Origin of the sequence: Bradyrhizobium sp. AUGA SZCCT0182, from assembly GCF_018130185.1 — a bacterium.
Classification (GTDB): Bacteria; Pseudomonadota; Alphaproteobacteria; order Rhizobiales; family Xanthobacteraceae; genus Bradyrhizobium.
The window spans coordinates 239011-254214 of the sequence record NZ_JAFCLY010000006.1 but is presented as its reverse complement, the minus strand read 5'-3'; the positions used below and the strand labels follow the sequence as shown (position 1 = coordinate 254214).

At 63.1% G+C, this 15204-nt stretch carries 16 protein-coding genes; 13 read left to right on the top strand and 3 right to left on the bottom strand.

Annotation, left to right across the window (positions count from 1 at the left end):
* Both JQ611_RS09960 and JQ611_RS09955 read left to right on the top strand, forming a co-directional pair.
* Positions 1–693: porin (locus JQ611_RS09960; RefSeq protein ID WP_212465330.1), on the top strand; the 693-nt coding region annotated here is incomplete at its 5' end.
* Between the two features lie 224 nt (positions 694–917).
* A complete protein-coding gene (locus JQ611_RS09955) occupies positions 918–1184 on the top strand; it encodes a DUF3551 domain-containing protein (protein ID WP_212465329.1) in 267 nt (88 codons plus the stop codon).
* Positions 1185–1220: 36 nt separating this feature from the next.
* Here JQ611_RS09955 and JQ611_RS09950 read toward each other — a convergent pair whose 3' ends face one another.
* Positions 1221–3392, bottom strand: a complete 2172-nt coding sequence (locus JQ611_RS09950; protein WP_249133062.1) for a lytic transglycosylase domain-containing protein — start codon at positions 3390–3392, stop codon at positions 1221–1223.
* A gap of 391 nt (positions 3393–3783) precedes the next feature.
* Here JQ611_RS09950 and dapA point away from each other — a divergent pair, with 391 nt between their 5' ends.
* From dapA to JQ611_RS09930, 4 genes are all read left to right on the top strand, one after another.
* The gene (gene dapA / locus JQ611_RS09945; protein WP_212038330.1) at positions 3784–4674 is read left to right on the top strand and encodes a 4-hydroxy-tetrahydrodipicolinate synthase; all 891 of its coding nucleotides are present in this window, start codon (positions 3784–3786) and stop codon (positions 4672–4674) included.
* Between the two features lie 42 nt (positions 4675–4716).
* Positions 4717–5133, top strand: coding sequence for a large conductance mechanosensitive channel protein MscL (mscL, locus tag JQ611_RS09940; RefSeq protein WP_212263662.1), 417 nt, complete (start codon positions 4717–4719; stop codon positions 5131–5133).
* A 1-nt stretch (position 5134) separates the two neighbouring features.
* On the top strand, positions 5135–5608 hold the full coding sequence (gene smpB / locus JQ611_RS09935) for an SsrA-binding protein SmpB (protein WP_027537130.1): 474 nt from the start codon (positions 5135–5137) through the stop codon (positions 5606–5608).
* A 149-nt stretch (positions 5609–5757) separates the two neighbouring features.
* Positions 5758–6333: a peroxiredoxin gene (locus JQ611_RS09930; protein ID WP_212465327.1), complete on the top strand. Its 576-nt coding sequence runs from the start codon at positions 5758–5760 to the stop codon at positions 6331–6333.
* 87 nt (positions 6334–6420) lie between these two features.
* Here JQ611_RS09930 and JQ611_RS09925 read toward each other — a convergent pair whose 3' ends face one another.
* On the bottom strand, positions 6421–7074 hold the full coding sequence (locus JQ611_RS09925; RefSeq protein ID WP_212388257.1) for a uracil-DNA glycosylase: 654 nt from the start codon (positions 7072–7074) through the stop codon (positions 6421–6423).
* 122 nt (positions 7075–7196) lie between these two features.
* Positions 7197–7829, bottom strand: a complete 633-nt coding sequence (locus JQ611_RS09920; protein WP_192733620.1) for an NYN domain-containing protein — start codon at positions 7827–7829, stop codon at positions 7197–7199.
* Positions 7830–8178: 349 nt separating this feature from the next.
* Between JQ611_RS09920 and rpoZ the strand changes: the two genes are divergently transcribed.
* The 7 genes from rpoZ to era all read left to right on the top strand — a co-directional run bounded on the left by rpoZ (position 8179) and on the right by era (position 15175).
* Positions 8179–8571, top strand: a complete 393-nt coding sequence (gene rpoZ / locus JQ611_RS09915; RefSeq protein WP_074276225.1) for a DNA-directed RNA polymerase subunit omega — start codon at positions 8179–8181, stop codon at positions 8569–8571.
* A 298-nt stretch (positions 8572–8869) separates the two neighbouring features.
* Positions 8870–11161 carry a bifunctional (p)ppGpp synthetase/guanosine-3',5'-bis(diphosphate) 3'-pyrophosphohydrolase gene (locus tag JQ611_RS09910; protein ID WP_212263659.1) on the top strand — a complete coding sequence of 764 codons (2292 nt, stop codon included), beginning with the start codon at positions 8870–8872 and terminating at the stop codon, positions 11159–11161.
* A gap of 30 nt (positions 11162–11191) precedes the next feature.
* Positions 11192–11959: a pyridoxine 5'-phosphate synthase gene (locus JQ611_RS09905; RefSeq protein WP_212465326.1), complete on the top strand. Its 768-nt coding sequence runs from the start codon at positions 11192–11194 to the stop codon at positions 11957–11959.
* Positions 11956–12375: a holo-ACP synthase gene (acpS, locus tag JQ611_RS09900; protein WP_212263658.1), complete on the top strand. Its 420-nt coding sequence runs from the start codon at positions 11956–11958 to the stop codon at positions 12373–12375. The genes JQ611_RS09905 and acpS overlap by 4 nt, the downstream gene beginning before the upstream one ends.
* 316 nt (positions 12376–12691) lie before the next feature.
* Complete coding sequence (lepB, locus tag JQ611_RS09895) at positions 12692–13450, top strand: signal peptidase I (RefSeq protein ID WP_212038338.1); 759 nt, start codon at positions 12692–12694, stop codon at positions 13448–13450.
* The gene (gene rnc / locus JQ611_RS09890) at positions 13447–14271 is read left to right on the top strand and encodes a ribonuclease III (protein ID WP_212263657.1); all 825 of its coding nucleotides are present in this window, start codon (positions 13447–13449) and stop codon (positions 14269–14271) included. Before lepB ends, rnc begins: the two co-directional genes overlap by 4 nt.
* On the top strand, positions 14261–15175 hold the full coding sequence (era, locus tag JQ611_RS09885) for a GTPase Era (RefSeq protein WP_212388271.1): 915 nt from the start codon (positions 14261–14263) through the stop codon (positions 15173–15175). Before rnc ends, era begins: the two co-directional genes overlap by 11 nt.
* Positions 15176–15204 lie beyond the last annotated feature (29 nt).

Genomic DNA, 15204 nt, shown 5'->3' with positions numbered 1-15204 from the left:
GGGCATAACATTCATGCTGCTTACTACGGTGGCACTGAACCCACCGGTCATCCCAGCGACACGTGGGGCTGGGCTGTCCAGGGTGCCTTGCAGATCAAGAACATCCCGACCGGCCCCGGCGACACGATCAACATCCAGGCGGTCTACACCGACGGTGCAACCCGCTATAACTTCCAGAACCTTGCTCCGCAGGGCTTCGCGATGTACGGCGGCACCGGTGTACCGGGCGCCTATCAGAGCGTTGGCCTCGCTGCAGTAGCTGACGGGATCTTCGGATTGGGAACCGGCATTTCCAAGGTTCAGACCTGGGGTATGCGCGGTGCCTTCAACCACAACTGGGATCCCTACTGGAGTTCGTCGCTTTACGGAGCTTACGCCCAGCTTAAGTATGGTAACGGCGGAACTGCTCTGCTCTGCGGCCCCGGCGGCGCTCTCACAGGCCTCGTAGGCGCTGCGGGTATCACCACCTGTAACCCGGACTTCAACGTCGCCCAGCTCGGTCTCATCACTCGCTGGACGCCTGTGAAGGGCCTGACCTTCTCGGCGGATGTTACCTATACCCATCTCGACCAGAAGTTTGTTGGCTTGATTGCTCCCGCAGCCCAGGCTGGTATCGCGAAGCCGGCAGCTGTGTACGAGCTGAAGGACCAGAACACCGTCAGCATGCTGCTCCGCGCTCAGCGCAACTGGTAATCCAGTTCGTCTGATCAACGTCTAAGCGAGCCCCCGGCGGGAAACTGCCGGGGGCTTTGCTTTGTTCGGCAAGACATTGCGCGAGGTTTGCTCGCGCCACGACAAGTTGACGCGAGCATCAAGTGGCGCGATCGGGTGCCTGATGTAGGGTGCCGGTCGGTCGGATGTTACCGGAAGCCATTTCCCGGGCTTCAAGAAAGACCACCCTTCCGAGGTGACACACGATGCGTTGTTTGTTCTCGATCGCTGTCGCGCTTTCTGCTGCCGTTTCGACCGGCATCCCGACGGCTTCAGCCCAGGCACGGGACTATCCGTTCTGCATCAAGGGCGCCAATTACGTTAGCTCGGTGGGGGATTGCAGTTTCGATACCTACCAGCAATGTCTGGACAGCGCGTCGGGCCGTTACGCCTTTTGCGACCGAAATCCCTACTTTGTCCAAACGAGCAAACCGTACGTTGCGAAACGGAAGATTCGGAGCAGGCAGCAGTAGGCCAGACACCCCCGGGGCGACGCTCGTGCGACGGCGCTACTCGACGCTGGAGCCGCGCCGCAAATCGGCTTCGATCTGAAGCCTGGTCCCGCCGCCGAACCGCGCACGGTAGACCTGCAGGTTCTCCATGATCCGCTGCACGTAGTTTCGCGTTTCGGAGAACGGGATCTGCTCGACCCAGTCGACCGCGTCGACCTTGGGGTCGCGCGGATCGCCATAGCGCTCGATCCATTTCTTGACGCTGCCGCGGCCGGCATTGTACCCGGCGAAGGTCAGGATGTAGGAGCCGCGATAGTCCTCGAGCAGGCCGCCGAGCTCGGCGGCGCCCATTGCGGCGTTGTAGACCGGATCGGTCTTCATCCGGTTGAGGTCGAAGCTGACGCCGGCCCGTTTGGCGACATAGCGCCCGGCGTCCGGCGTCACCTGCATCAGCCCGTAGGCCTGCGCCGGCGAGACGACGGCCTGGTTGAAGGCGCTTTCCTGCCGGCAGATGGCGTAGACAACGCTTTGCTCGACCTCGGGGCCGATCTGCTTGAACGATGGGATGCCGTTGACGGGATAGGCGTAGTGGTCGAACGGCAGGCCGCGGTTGAGGGCGGCCTTGCCGAGCAACAGCATGCCGCGTGCATCCGTGTAGCGCGCGGTCAGCTCGCCGAGCCCGGCCAGCGCGTCAGGATCGCCGTTCTCGCCCATGTCGCCGAAAATCGGGATGGCGAGCTCGCGCTCCTGGAGCTCATAGAGCAATTGCACCGCGCGCACGATCTCGAGCCGCTCGGCGCCGCGCCCGCGGGGGACGCCGTTCAGTTCGATCTGCGGCAATCCAAGTTTGGCGCGCGCCAGCTGGCCGTAATAGCTGGTCGACTGTTCGGCAGCCCTTGTGTAGGCGGCGCGGGCCTCCTGGGTGCGGCCGGCGGCTTCCGCGGCGCGGCCTTGCCAATAGCCGGCGCGGGCCAGCGCGGTCGGGTTCACGCTGCCGACGCCGATCCGCGCGAAATGCTGGGCGGCCACCGCTGGGTCTTTGAGGAAGCGCAGCGCAATCCAGCCGGCGGTGAACTCCTGCTCGGTCTTGTAGATGTCGCGCGAGGGCAGGGCGGCATCCCGCGCGATCAGATAGGCGTTGCGATGTTCGCCGACGTCCATCATCTTGCGCGCCAGGAGCCGCCGCTCGATCCACCATTCGTTGAGATTGTGCAGGCGGCCCGGATCCTTCGGCGCGCTCAGCATCAGCTGGGCGGCCTCGGCGAATTTCTCCTCGCGACGCAGCAGCTGGATCCTGGCAAAGGTGTAACCGGGATCGCCGTGCAGTTCGCGCGGCACCGCGTCCAGCAAGGCCCGGAGGTTCGAGCCCTTCTTGTTGGCAGCGATGCGCGCCTTGGCCAAGGCCATGTGGCCCGCACCCAGCCGCTTCGCAGCGCGCAGGCCGCCGGCTTCCTGCTCGGTGCCATAGAGCAGAAAATCCATCCGCGCCTTGTGATCGCCGGCCGTCAGCAGGGCGCCGAACAGATCGAGCGCGGCGTTTTCGGTGTCCTCCGACATGCCGTCGTGCCGCCAGGCATCGCGCACCAGGCGTTCCGCATTGGCGCGATCGCTGCGTCCGATCATCACCCGCGCCAGCGCGAACTTGCCCTTGGCGGAGATCGGCGATTCGTTTTCGAACCACGACCACACCGTGGCGTCGTCGCGGCGGTCGTCCCACAGCGCGGCCTCGATGCGCCGGCGCAGGAAGGTCTGCGAAGGCCAGCTCGGATTGGCCGAAACGAAAGTGCGATAGCGCTCGACCGAAGCGCCATTGTCATCGCTGCGAAGGATCACCCATTCCGCAAGCTTGCGGGCGACGGGATCGGAAATCGCGGCCTGTGCTTGCGTCGCATCCCCCGGTTTGCGCTTTCGAATGAGCTCGATGACGTTCTCCAGCGCGTCCTTGTCGGACTGCGAGGTCGACGACGTCGCGGCAACCGCGGCGGCGGTCACGGGCTTGCGCGCGGCGGGCAGGGCGGCGTGCTGGCGCGTCGCAGGCGCCAGCACCGGTGCTGGAATTGGCGCGGCGGGAGCCGTCGTTGCGGGCGCAGCATGTTGCGTCGGGATCGCAGCCGTCGGGCTTGCGGCCGTCGGGTTGGCAGCAGGCGTGGTCTTGGGGACCACGTTGCGGGCGATCGGCCGCGGCTTCGGCAATGGAACTTTCGGCTGGGCCCAGGCCTCCACCGACATTGCAGATAGCCCGACCGCCAGCACCAGACCTGTCGCCAGTGCGGTCGATCGCAATGCGGCTGCGCGGGCGGAGCAGGTCACGGATTTCCTCTGCGGCGGCGAATCACTCAATCGCTCAAGCCTTAGGTCTATTTGATTGAATATGTGGACAAAATGCTAAAAACGTCGCGGCCCGGGGTGTTTGCGCCAACACCACGGCAAAATCGCGGCTGCGGCGTTTTCGAGTCTTCCGGATTCGATCCGGGAACGGTTGCGCCTCGCGGCCGGAAAATGCGTCAAAAACAAAGGCCTGTGGTCATATCCTTCGGCCCTTTCGCCAGATCGCCAGACCCGATATGAATTGGCGGGTCATTTTTAGCCGTGCCGTCACGAACGCGTTGGGAGGAAATCCATGGCAGCCAAGACAAAATTCCAGGGATCCTTCACCGCCTTGGTCACGCCATTCAAGAACGGTTCGCTCGACGAGGCGGCGTTCCGCGGTCTGGTCAGCTGGCAAATCGAGCAGGGTTCGCACGGTCTCGTTCCCGTCGGTACCACCGGCGAAAGCCCGACGCTGAGCCATGCTGAGCATCACCGTGTGGTCGAGATCTGTATCGAGGAGGCAAAGGGGCGCGTGCCTGTCATCGCCGGCGCGGGCTCGAACTCCACGCGCGAGGCCGTCGATCTGGCTGTCCACGCCGAGAAGGCCGGCGCCGATGCCGTGCTGGTGGTAACGCCGTATTACAACAAGCCGACCCAGGAAGGGATGTATCAGCACTTCAAGGCGGTGAATGACGCGATCGGCATCCCGATCATCATCTACAACATCCCGCCGCGCTCCGTCGTCGATATGTCCGTCGAGACCATGACCCGGTTGTTCGAGTTGAAGAACATCGCCGGCGTCAAGGACGCCACCGCCAATCTCGCCCGGGTGTCGCAACAGCGCCATGCGATGGGACCGGATTTTATCCAGCTGTCCGGTGAGGACATGACGGCGCTGGCCTACATGGCGGCGGGCGGACATGGTTGCATTTCGGTGGTCGCCAACGTGGCGCCGAAACTGTGCGCCGAGCTGATGACGGCCGTCCTGAAGGGCGATTTCGCCACCGGACTGAAGCTTCAAGACCGGTTGACGCCGCTGCACGATGCCGTCTTCAAGGAGCCGGGCCTCGCGGGAGCCAAGCATGGCCTTAAGCTGTTGGGACGGCTGGAAGAAGAAGTGCGTCTGCCGCTGATGAATGTGACGCCGCCAACCGGCAAGGTGATCCGCGACGCCATGGTCCATGCCGGCCTGATCAACTAAGGCCGGCCTCTCACTTCGCCTGATGCACGAAGGAAACCGACTATGTTGAAGGAATTTCGCGAATTTGCGATGAAGGGCAACGTGGTCGACCTTGCCGTCGGCGTCATTATCGGTGCGGCCTTCGGCGCCATCGTGACCTCGTTGGTCGGCGACGTCATCATGCCGATCATCGGTGCGATCACCGGGGGTCTCGACTTCTCCAATTATTTCACCGGACTGTCGAAGTCGGTGACGGCGACCAATCTGGCCGATGCCAAGAAGCAGGGCGCCGTGCTGGCCTGGGGCAGCTTCCTGACCCTGACACTGAATTTCGTCATCATCGCCTTCGTGCTGTTCATCGTCATTCGCGCCATGAACACGCTGAAGCGCAAGGATGAGGCCGCGCCCGCGGCACCGCCGAAGCCGACGCGCCAGGAAGAGCTGCTGACCGAGATCCGCGATCTCCTCAAGAAGAGCTAACGTGGCCGAGAAGAACGAGCGCCCGATCAAGGTCGTCGCCGAGAACCGCAAGGCCCGGTTCAACTATGCGATCGAGGACACCATCGAAACCGGCATCGCGCTGACCGGCACCGAGGTGAAATCAATTCGCAACGGCAAGACCACCATTGCGGAGTCCTATGCGGACACCAAGGACGGCGAGATCTGGCTGATCAACGCCAATATCCCCGAATATCTGCAGGCCAACCGCTTCAACCACGAGCCCAAGCGGCCGCGCAAACTGCTGCTGCACCGCAAGCAAATCAACAAGCTGATGGGCGCGGTCGATCGCGACGGCATGACGCTGATTCCGCTAAAACTCTATTTCAACGAGCGCGGCCGCGCCAAGCTGCTGCTGGCGGTGGCCAAGGGCAAGAAGCTGCACGACAAGCGCGAGAGCGAGAAGAAACGCGACTGGGGCCGGGAAAAAGGCCGCTTGCTGCGGGCGCGGGGGTAGCGGCTACCTAATGTCTTCCGTCATTGCGAGCGAAGCGAAGCAATCCATCGTGCGGCCAAGGAAGAATGGATTGCTTCGTCGCAAGTGCTCCCTTGCGCAAACGCTTCGCGTTTGTCGCAGGCAATGACAGCCGTTGGAGAGTTACCGAAATGAATCAAAAAAATCTGCTGGAAGTCGACTGGAGCAAGATTCCGGCGCCGTCGGATGATGGCGCAGCCGCCCATCTGGTAGGCTTGGCGATCCCGCCGCTCAGCCTGATGGCGACCGACGACAATTCGGTAACGCTGTCGGCGTTGCCGGGCAGGGTCGTCGTATTCGCCTATCCCCGCACCGGCGAGCCCGGCAAGATCAGCCTGGTCGATGATTGGGACATGATCCCGGGCGCGCGCGGCTGCACGCCGCAGACCTGCTCGTTCCGCGATCTGTTCGCCGATCTGAAGGCGGCCGGCGCCAGGCACGTCTTCGGCCTGTCGACGCAAAGCAACATCTACCAGACCGAAATGGCGTCGCGGCTGCATCTGCCGTTCCCGGTGCTGTCGGATGAGAAGCTGACGCTGACCCGCGCCTTGAAATTGCCGACCATGGAGGTGGCGGGGCTGACGCTGATCAAGCGGCTGGCGCTGATCATCGATGGCGGGCGCATCAGCCACGTGTTCTATCCGGTGTTTCCGCCGGACCGGAATGCCGGCGACGTGCTGGCGTGGCTGAAGGAAAACCGGGTTTGATCTTGTAGGGTGGGCAAAGCGAAGCGTGCCCACCATGCTCGTTTCGATGAAGATGGTGGGCACGGCGCAAGCGCGCCTTTGCCCACGCTACGAATCCAGATCCGCCCTTACTTTCGCAAACACATTGCGAAACATTTCCGGCGTCAGCACGCGCGTATTGGTGTTGTAGCGGGAGCAGTGATAGCTGTCGTAGAGCCTGAGCGCGCCGGCCGTATGCACGGCGCCGTGCGCAAATGGCACCGCGGCGTTTCGCAGCCCCAGCGCTTTCACCGTCGATTCATGGGCGATGCGCCCGAGCGCCACGATGGCGCGAAGTTTTGGCATGCCGGCGATGGTCGTGATCAGGAATTGCCGGCAGGTGTTGATCTCGACCGGCAGCGGCTTGTTCTGCGGCGGCACACAGCGCACCGCGTTGCTGATCCGGCAGTCGGCCAGCCGCAACCCGTCGTCGGGCCGTGCCTGATAGCTGCCTTTGGCAAAGCCATATTCCAGCAAGGTCGCATAGAGCAGGTCGCCGGCGTAGTCGCCGGTGAAGGGGCGTCCGGTGCGATTGGCGCCCTGCAGGCCCGGTGCGAGCCCCACGATCAATAGCCGGGCCTTCGGATCGCCGAACGAGGCCACCGGAGCATTGTGCCAGCCCGGCTCGCGCAGGCGCGCCTGCCCACGAAATTCGGCGAGCCGCGGGCAGAGCGGGCAGTTGCGGTCGGGTTCGGTTGCGGGAAGGGCGGCGACGCTAGCCATCTACGACCATAGCGTTTTCGAGCGCAGCGGATACCGGATGGTGTCAGGAAAACGCGTCACGACAAAAGCCAAAGCCCGGTTCTGATTCCAGAACCGGGCTCTAGCAGTGCAGCGGATCATTCTCAATCTTCGAAATCGTCGTCGCCGGCGGCCCGCGGCGCCATGGTGGTGGCGCGCTGCAGGAATTGCGGGGCGTGATGACGCGGCTCGCGCGGAGCCGGGCGCTCCGAGGGGTCACGGCCGAGCTTCGATTGCAGCTCGACCAGATCGGTGAAGACGTCGGCCTGGCGGCGCAACTCGTCGGCGATCATCGGCGGCTGGCTCGAAATCGTCGACACCACCGTGACGCGAACGCCGCGCCGCTGCACGGCTTCAACCAGGGAGCGAAAATCGCCGTCGCCGGAGAACAGCACGATCTGATCGACGTGCTCGGCGAGCTCCATGGCATCGACGGCGAGCTCGATGTCCATATTGCCCTTCACCTTGCGGCGGCCGCTGGCGTCTATGAATTCCTTGGTCGCCTTGGTGACGACAGTGTAGCCGTTATAGTCGAGCCAGTCGATCAAAGGACGGATCGATGAGTATTCCTGATCTTCGATGATCGCCGTGTAGTAGAACGCCCGCACTAGCGTACCGCGACTCTGGAATTCCTTGAGAAGGCGCTTGTAGTCGATGTCGAAGCCGAGTGTCTTTGCGGTTGCATAGAGATTGGCGCCGTCGATGAAGAGCGCGATCTTGTTGGAAACGGGTGACATCAAAGGGTTCTCGCGTTGTTGTTACGTTTTTAGCGCAGCGGGAATCGACCGCGCGCACTTTCCAGTTCAGCTGCCTAAAGTTCGGTGAATCTTTCCCCACGACAATCACCACTGCAATTATGGTGAGGCGAGGGCGAAATACCTAGTCTTTTGACGTTGTAAGGAGAGAATACTTGTCCCGAACGGTGTCCCGCCGTCTTCGGACGCTCCGGCCCTTCTGGCCCCGGAGATGGTTACCAGAGCCCATTAAGAAGGCAAATCACAAATTTAGTCTTGCGAAACCCCATCCGCCCCTATAACTAGCCCCCATAACCGACATATTGGGCCCCATTTAACGGAGCGACAGTCTATGGCGCGCGTCACCGTGGAAGATTGCATTGATAAGGTCGACAACCGGTTCGACCTGGTCCTGCTGGCAGCACATCGCGCCCGTATGATCTCGTCCGGATCACAACTCACAGTTGACCGCGACAACGACAAGAATCCGGTCGTTTCGCTGCGGGAAATCGCCGACTCCTCGATCTCCCCGGAAGACCTGCGCGAGGAACTGGTTCATTCCCTGCAGAAATTCGTCGAAGTCGATGAGCCTGAGCCCGATACCGTGCCCTTGATCGGCTCGGCCGGCGCCAGCGTCGATGCCGACGACACCGAGGTCGCGGTCGAGCGCATGACCGAAGAAGAGCTCCTGAAGGGCCTCGAGGGCCTGGCGCCGCCGGAAGAGCAGCCCGAAGAGGACGAATAGACCCGACAACGGGACGTCCCGAACACCCTGATCTGACAAAGGCCCGGACATTTGTCCGGGCCTTTGCTTTTGTTGACATTTTTTCGGTTACGATGCGTGCTTGGCAGATGGGTGCGAGATCGCCTGAACCGGGTTGGCGGCAGCCTGGCCGGGTTCGGCATCACAATCGTCCCAAGCCATGCGAAATTGATCGTTCGCGGACCCCTAACGGGGTGCAGCTTCGCTCGAAATCGCATTAGTGTTCTTGAGGCATTCTTGCAGCGGGCCGAGCTCGGCGCGCGGATGAGGCAGTAATTCGATGGCGTTCTGGCGCCGCATATCCCGGCAAATGCAGGCTGCGACCGATTCGGTCGCGGTGGCGCCGGCCTTGCCCGCGGTGGAGCGGCCCAAATCCCCCCGCTCGCGCATGATGCGGCAATACGATCTGGTCGAGCGTGTCCGCTCGTACAATCCGGACACTGACGAAGACCTGCTTAATCGCGCCTATGTCTACGCCATGAAGGCGCACGGCACCCAGACCCGCGCATCGGGCGATCCTTATTTCTCGCATCCGCTCGAGGTCGCGGCGATCCTCACCGGCCTCAAGCTCGATGATGCCACCATCGTCGCAGCGCTGCTGCACGACACCATCGAGGACACCGAGGCGACGCGCGCAGAGATCGACAACGTGTTCGGCCACGAGATCGGCGCTCTGGTGGAGGGCCTCACCAAACTGAAGCGGCTGGAACTGGTTTCGCGCGAGGCCAAGCAGGCCGAGAACCTGCGCAAGCTGCTGCTGGCGATCGCCGACGATGTCCGCGTGCTGCTGATCAAGCTCGCCGACCGCCTGCACAACATGCGGACCCTGGAATTCGTGCCGCACGCCTCGCGTCGCAGGATCGCCGAGGAGACGCTCGACATCTATGCGCCGCTCGCCGGCCGCATGGGCATGCAGGAAATGCGCGAAGAGCTCGAGGACCTGTCGTTCCACACGCTCGATCCCGAAGCCTATGCGGTGGTGATGCAGCGGCTCGACGCACTGGCCGAGCGCAACCGCAATCTGATCGGCGAGATCGAAAGCCAGCTGTCGAAGAATTTGCAGAAGAACGGCATCACCGCGCGGGTCTATGGCCGCCGCAAGCAGCCATTTTCGATCTGGACCAAGATGGAGCGCAAGTCGGTCGGCTTCGAACAATTGTCCGATATCTACGGTTTCCGCGTCGTGATGGGTGACGTCGAATCCTGCTATCGCGCGCTCGGCGTCGTCCATACCACCTGGCCGGTGGTGCCGGGGCGCTTCAAGGACTACATCTCGACGCCGAAGCAGAACGACTATCGTTCGCTCCACACCACCGTGATCGGTCCCGGCCAGCAGCGCGTCGAATTGCAGATCCGCACCGAGGAGATGAACCAGATCGCCGAATTCGGCATCGCTGCGCATGCGTTCTACAAGGAGGGGGAGGGCTCCCCGACCGAGCGGCTCAAGCACGAGTCCAACGCCTTTGCCTGGTTGCGCCACACCGTCGGCATCCTGTCCGAAAGCGCCAATCCGGAAGAGTTCCTGGAGCACACCAAGCTCGAACTGTTCCACGACCAGGTGTTCTGCTTCACCCCGAAGGGCAAGCTGATCGCGCTGCCGCGTCAGGCCAACGTGATCGACTTCGCCTATGCCGTGCATACCGACGTCGGCAACAGCGCGGTCGGCTGCAAGATCAACGGTAAATTCGCGCCATTGTCGTCGGAATTGCAGAACGGCGACGAGGTCGAGGTCCTGACCTCGCAGGCGCAGGCGGCGCCGCCGTCGGCCTGGGAGTCGCTCGCGGTCACCGGCAAGGCGCGGGCGGCGATCCGCCGCGCCACCCGGACCGCCGTGCGCGATCAATATGCCGGACTTGGCCGCCGCATCGTCGACCGCCTGTTTGCCCGCGCCAAGATCGAATACGCCGATGACAAGCTGAAGGGCGCGCTGCCCCGGCTGGCCCGCGCCTCGATCGAAGACGTGATGGCCTCCGTCGGACGCGGCGAACTGAAGGCGTCCGACGTCGCGCGGGCGATGTATCCGGACTACAAGGAAGAGCGGATGGTGCGTTACGGGGCCAAGAGAAGCCTCGCGGACAAGCTGAAGCTGAAATCGCCGCCGCATCCGGCGCGCAGCGCGTCGGTGATCCCGGTGCGTGGCCTCAATTCCGACCTGCCGGTCAAGTTCGCCCCGAACGGCGGCGCGGTGCCGGGCGACCGCATTGTCGGCATCGTTTCACCGGGTGAGGGGATCACGATCTATCCGATCCAGTCGCCGGCGCTGAAGGATTTCGAGGAAGAGCCGGAGCGCTGGCTCGACGTGCGCTGGGACGTCGACGAGACCATGCCGCAACGTTTTCCGGCGCGGATTCTCGTGCACAACGTCAACGAGCCCGGCAGCCTTGCCCAGGTCGCCACCGTGATCGCCGAGCATGACGGCAATATCGACAATATCAGCATGTCGCGCCGCTCCCCCGATTTCACCGAGCTGACCATCGATCTCGAGGTCTATGACCTGAAGCATCTCAGCGCTATCATCGCCCAGTTGCGCGCCAAGGCCGTCGTCGCACGGGTCGAGCGTGTTAATGGGTAATTTCGCCCGCCAGGATTCCAAGAGAGTGAAATGCCGAAAGCTCTTCCGCTGCGCCTCGGGGTCAATGTCGATCACGTCGCTACCTTGCGTAACGCACGGGGCGGCGCGCGGCCCGATCCGGTGCGCGCCGCGCTGACCGCGATCGAGGCGGGGGCCGACGGCATCACCGCGCATCTGCGCGAAGACCGCCGCCATATCCGCGACACCGACATGGCGCGCCTCAAGGCCGAAATCTCAAAACCCCTGAATTTCGAGATGGCGGCGACCGAGGACATGCTGCGGATTTCGCTGGCGACCAGGCCGCACGCGGTCTGCCTGGTTCCCGAGCGCCGCGAAGAACTCACCACCGAAGGCGGGCTTGATGTGGTCGGCCAGCACAATGCGCTGGCGCCGTTCATCGCGCGCCTGAACGATGCCGGCATCCGGGTGTCGCTGTTCATCGCCGCCGATCCAGCCCAGATCGAGATGGCCGCGCGCCTGCGGGCGCCGGTGATCGAAATCCATACCGGCGGCTGGTGTGACGCGGTGGTGGATGGCCATGCCGCCAAGGCCGAGGCGGAATGGCAGCGCATTGTCGCGGGCGCACGGCTGGCGCGCGCCGCGGGGCTTGAGGTTCATGCCGGCCACGGCCTCGACTATGACACGGCCGAGACCATCGCCGCTCTGCCCGAGATCGCCGAGCTCAACATCGGCTATTTCATGATGGGGGAGGCGCTGTTCGTCGGCCTCGGCGAAACCGTCCGCAGCATGCGCGCGGCGATGGACCGCGGGCGCCAGCGCAGCGTGGCTCCGACATGATCATCGGCATCGGCTCCGACCTGATCGACATCACGCGGGTTGCCAAGGTGATCGAACGCCATGGCGAGCGCTTCCTCGAGCGCATCTTCACCGACGCCGAGCGCGCCAAGGCCGCGCGCCGCGCCAACAACGAGAAGATGGTGGTCGCGACCTATGCCAAAAGATTCGCGGCCAAGGAGGCCTGTTCCAAGGCACTCGGCACCGGCATCCGCCAGGGCGTCTGGTGGCGGGATATGGGGGTGGTGAACCTGCCGGGCGGCCGTCCCACCATGAAGCTGACCGGCGGGGCGCTGGCCCGGCTCGAGAAGCTGACGCCGGAGGGGTTCGAGGCCCGGATCGACCTTTCCATCACCGACGACTGGCCGCTGGCGCAGGCCTTCGTCATAATTTCGGCGGTCGTTCCGGGCAAATCATAGGGCAGGCGGCCGTTCGCGCCGGGGGACCGACATAAAACTAAAAAACATTGATTTATCAATGTATTACGAAGTTTTATCGAGGCGCTTGATTGCACGGCCGCGAACAACCGTCTAAAACGCCGCGGCGACACTACCGAGCCAGGGCGAATTCGGGTTTTGCGCCGGAATTTGCCTTCAACATCAGTATCGAAGACCATTTTCTTGACGCGAACGGAACTCTCGATTCGCGTGAGGAAAACGTTCTGCCACCGTGCAGGCCAAGCCTCTGTTTAAGACTAGCCTTGCTTGAAGCAGCCTTGCGGGAATTGGGAAAGCGATGAGCGTGACATCCGGGACAAAAACTGAAAGCGGCTTGGGCGAAACCATCCGTGTCGTCATCCACGCCCTCCTGATCGCGCTCGTGATCCGCACCTTCCTGTTCCAGCCCTTCAACATTCCCTCGGGATCGATGAAGGCGACGCTGCTGGTCGGCGACTATTTGTTCGTCTCGAAATATTCGTACGGCTACAGCCACTACTCGATCCCGCTGTCGCCGCCATTGTTCTCGGGCCGCATTTTCGGCTCGGAGCCGTCGCGCGGCGATATCGTCGTGTTCCGCCTGCCGAAGGACGATTCCACCGATTACATCAAGCGCGTGATCGGCCTGCCGGGCGACCGCATCCAGATGCGCGAGGGACTGCTCTACATCAACGACGCCCCGATCAAGCGCGAGCGCCTGAGCGATTTCATCGGTGAGGACCCGTGCGGCTCCGACGCCACCGCGCGCGTCAAGCGCTGGAAGGAAACATTGCCGAACGGCGTCTCCTATGAGTCGCTCGATTGCGTCGACAACGGCTTCTACGACAACACCACCATCTATACCGTGCCGGCCGGCCATTTCTTCATGATGGGCGACAACCGGGACAATTCGACCGACAGCCGCGTGCTGTCGGCGGTGGGCTATGTGCCGTTTGAAAACATCGTCGGCCGGGCGCAAATGATCTTCTTCTCCATTGCCGAGGGCGAACATGCCTGGATGTTCTGGCGCTGGCCGACCGCGGTGCGCTGGAATCGCATTTTTTCAATCGTGCGATGAACGACGAAACGCCCGTCATCAGGGATACCCCGACACAGGGCGAGAGCCCGCAGCCTGATGCCGGTGGCGAACCTGCGCCCAAGAAGAAGCGCGGCAGGGGCTCGGCCAAGGAATCGGCGAAGGCCGCGGCGGCTGCGCTTGAAGCGCGCATCGGCCACAAGTTCGGCGATCCCAACCTCCTGACCACCGCGTTCACGCATGTGTCCGCGCTGAAACCCGCGCGCAATCGCGCCGAAAGCTATCAGCGCCTCGAATTTCTCGGCGATCATGTGCTCGGGCTGATCGTGTCCGACATGCTGTATCGCGCCTTTCCGAACGCCGACGAGGGCGAGCTGTCAAAACGCCTCGCCGATCTCGTGCGCAAGGAAAGCTGCGCCGATGTCGCCAAGTCGCTCGGACTGGTCGACGACATCAAGCTCGGCCAGGTCGGCGCCAGCGCCAGCGCGCGGCTCCGCAAATCTGTGCTCGGCGACATCTGCGAAGCCGTGATCGGGGCGATCTTTCTCGACGGCGGCTACGGCGCCGCCGCCCAATTCGTCGAGCGCAACTGGACCGAGCGGATGCGCAAGCCGCGCCGGCCGCTGCGCGATCCCAAGACGGTGTTGCAGGAATGGGCGCAGAGCAAGGGGATGCCGACGCCGGTCTATCGCGAGGTCGAGCGCACCGGGCCGCATCACGATCCGCAGTTCCGCGTTTCCGTGGAACTGCCGGGCCTCGCGCCGGCCGAAGGCGTCGGCGGCAGCAAGCGTGCGGCCGAGAAGGTTGCGGCGTCCGTGATGATCGAGCGCGAAGGCGTCGGCGGTGGTGGCAATGACAGCTGAATCTCCGGCCCAGACCGCTTGCGGCTTCGTCGCGCTGATCGGCGCGCCCAATGTCGGCAAGTCTACCCTGGTCAACGCGTTGGTCGGCTCCAAGGTCACGATCGTGTCGCGCAAGGTGCAGACCACGCGGGCGCTGATCCGCGGCATCGTGATCGAGAACAACGCGCAGATCATCCTGGTCGATACGCCCGGCATCTTCGCGCCGAAACGGCGGCTCGACCGCGCCATGGTATCGACCGCCTGGAGCGGGGCGCATGACGCCGATCTGGTCTGCGTGCTGCTCGATGCCAAAGCCGGCCTCGACGAGGAAGCGGACGCGATCCTGAGCAGGCTTGCGAGTGTGCAGCATCCGAAAATCCTGGTGCTGAATAAGATCGATTTGATCCCGCGCGAGAGATTGCTGGCGCTGGCGCAGGCCGCCAATGACCGCATGAAGTTCGAACACACCTTCATGATTTCGGCGCTGTCGGGCGACGGCGTCGACGATCTGCGCGCCGAACTCGCCAAAATGGTGCCGGCGGGCCCGTTTCACTATCCCGAAGACCAGATGTCGGATGCCCCGATGCGGCATCTGGCGGCCGAGATCACGCGGGAGAAGATCTACCGCCAGCTGCACCAGGAGCTGCCGTATCAATCCACCGTCGAGACCGACAGCTGGACCGAACGCAAGGACAAATCGGTCCGCATCGAGCAGACCATCTTTGTCGAGCGCGAGAGCCAGCGCAAAATCGTCCTCGGCAAGGGCGGCGCCACCATCAAGTCGATCGGCGCGGATTCGCGCAAGGAAATCGCCGAGATATTAGGCCAACCCGTGCATCTGTTCCTATTCGTCAAAGTGCGCGAGAACTGGGGCGACGACCCAGAGCGCTACCGCGAAATGGGAATTGAATTCCCCAAAGAATAATCAAGAAACATCAGCGATGATCGGCGTCT

Bases quoted from the DNA above. Each gene is read 5' to 3' on its own strand.
- JQ611_RS09905 (WP_212465326.1), top strand. From the start codon at position 11,192: ATGCCGAAAGCTCTTCCGCTGCGCCTCGGGGTCAATGTCGATCACGTC.
- rnc (WP_212263657.1), top strand. From the start codon at position 13,447: ATGAACGACGAAACGCCCGTCATCAGGGATACCCCGACACAGGGCGAG.
- JQ611_RS09950 (WP_249133062.1), bottom strand. From the start codon at position 3,392: ATGTCGGTGGAGGCCTGGGCCCAGCCGAAAGTTCCATTGCCGAAGCCG.
- dapA (WP_212038330.1), top strand. From the start codon at position 3,784: ATGGCAGCCAAGACAAAATTCCAGGGATCCTTCACCGCCTTGGTCACG.
- lepB (WP_212038338.1), top strand. From the start codon at position 12,692: ATGAGCGTGACATCCGGGACAAAAACTGAAAGCGGCTTGGGCGAAACC.
- JQ611_RS09925 (WP_212388257.1), bottom strand. From the start codon at position 7,074: ATGGCTAGCGTCGCCGCCCTTCCCGCAACCGAACCCGACCGCAACTGC.
- rpoZ (WP_074276225.1), top strand. From the start codon at position 8,179: ATGGCGCGCGTCACCGTGGAAGATTGCATTGATAAGGTCGACAACCGG.
- mscL (WP_212263662.1), top strand. From the start codon at position 4,717: ATGTTGAAGGAATTTCGCGAATTTGCGATGAAGGGCAACGTGGTCGAC.
- JQ611_RS09910 (WP_212263659.1), top strand. From the start codon at position 8,870: ATGGCGTTCTGGCGCCGCATATCCCGGCAAATGCAGGCTGCGACCGAT.
- JQ611_RS09920 (WP_192733620.1), bottom strand. From the start codon at position 7,829: ATGTCACCCGTTTCCAACAAGATCGCGCTCTTCATCGACGGCGCCAAT.
- acpS (WP_212263658.1), top strand. From the start codon at position 11,956: ATGATCATCGGCATCGGCTCCGACCTGATCGACATCACGCGGGTTGCC.
- JQ611_RS09955 (WP_212465329.1), top strand. From the start codon at position 918: ATGCGTTGTTTGTTCTCGATCGCTGTCGCGCTTTCTGCTGCCGTTTCG.
- JQ611_RS09930 (WP_212465327.1), top strand. From the start codon at position 5,758: ATGAATCAAAAAAATCTGCTGGAAGTCGACTGGAGCAAGATTCCGGCG.
- era (WP_212388271.1), top strand. From the start codon at position 14,261: ATGACAGCTGAATCTCCGGCCCAGACCGCTTGCGGCTTCGTCGCGCTG.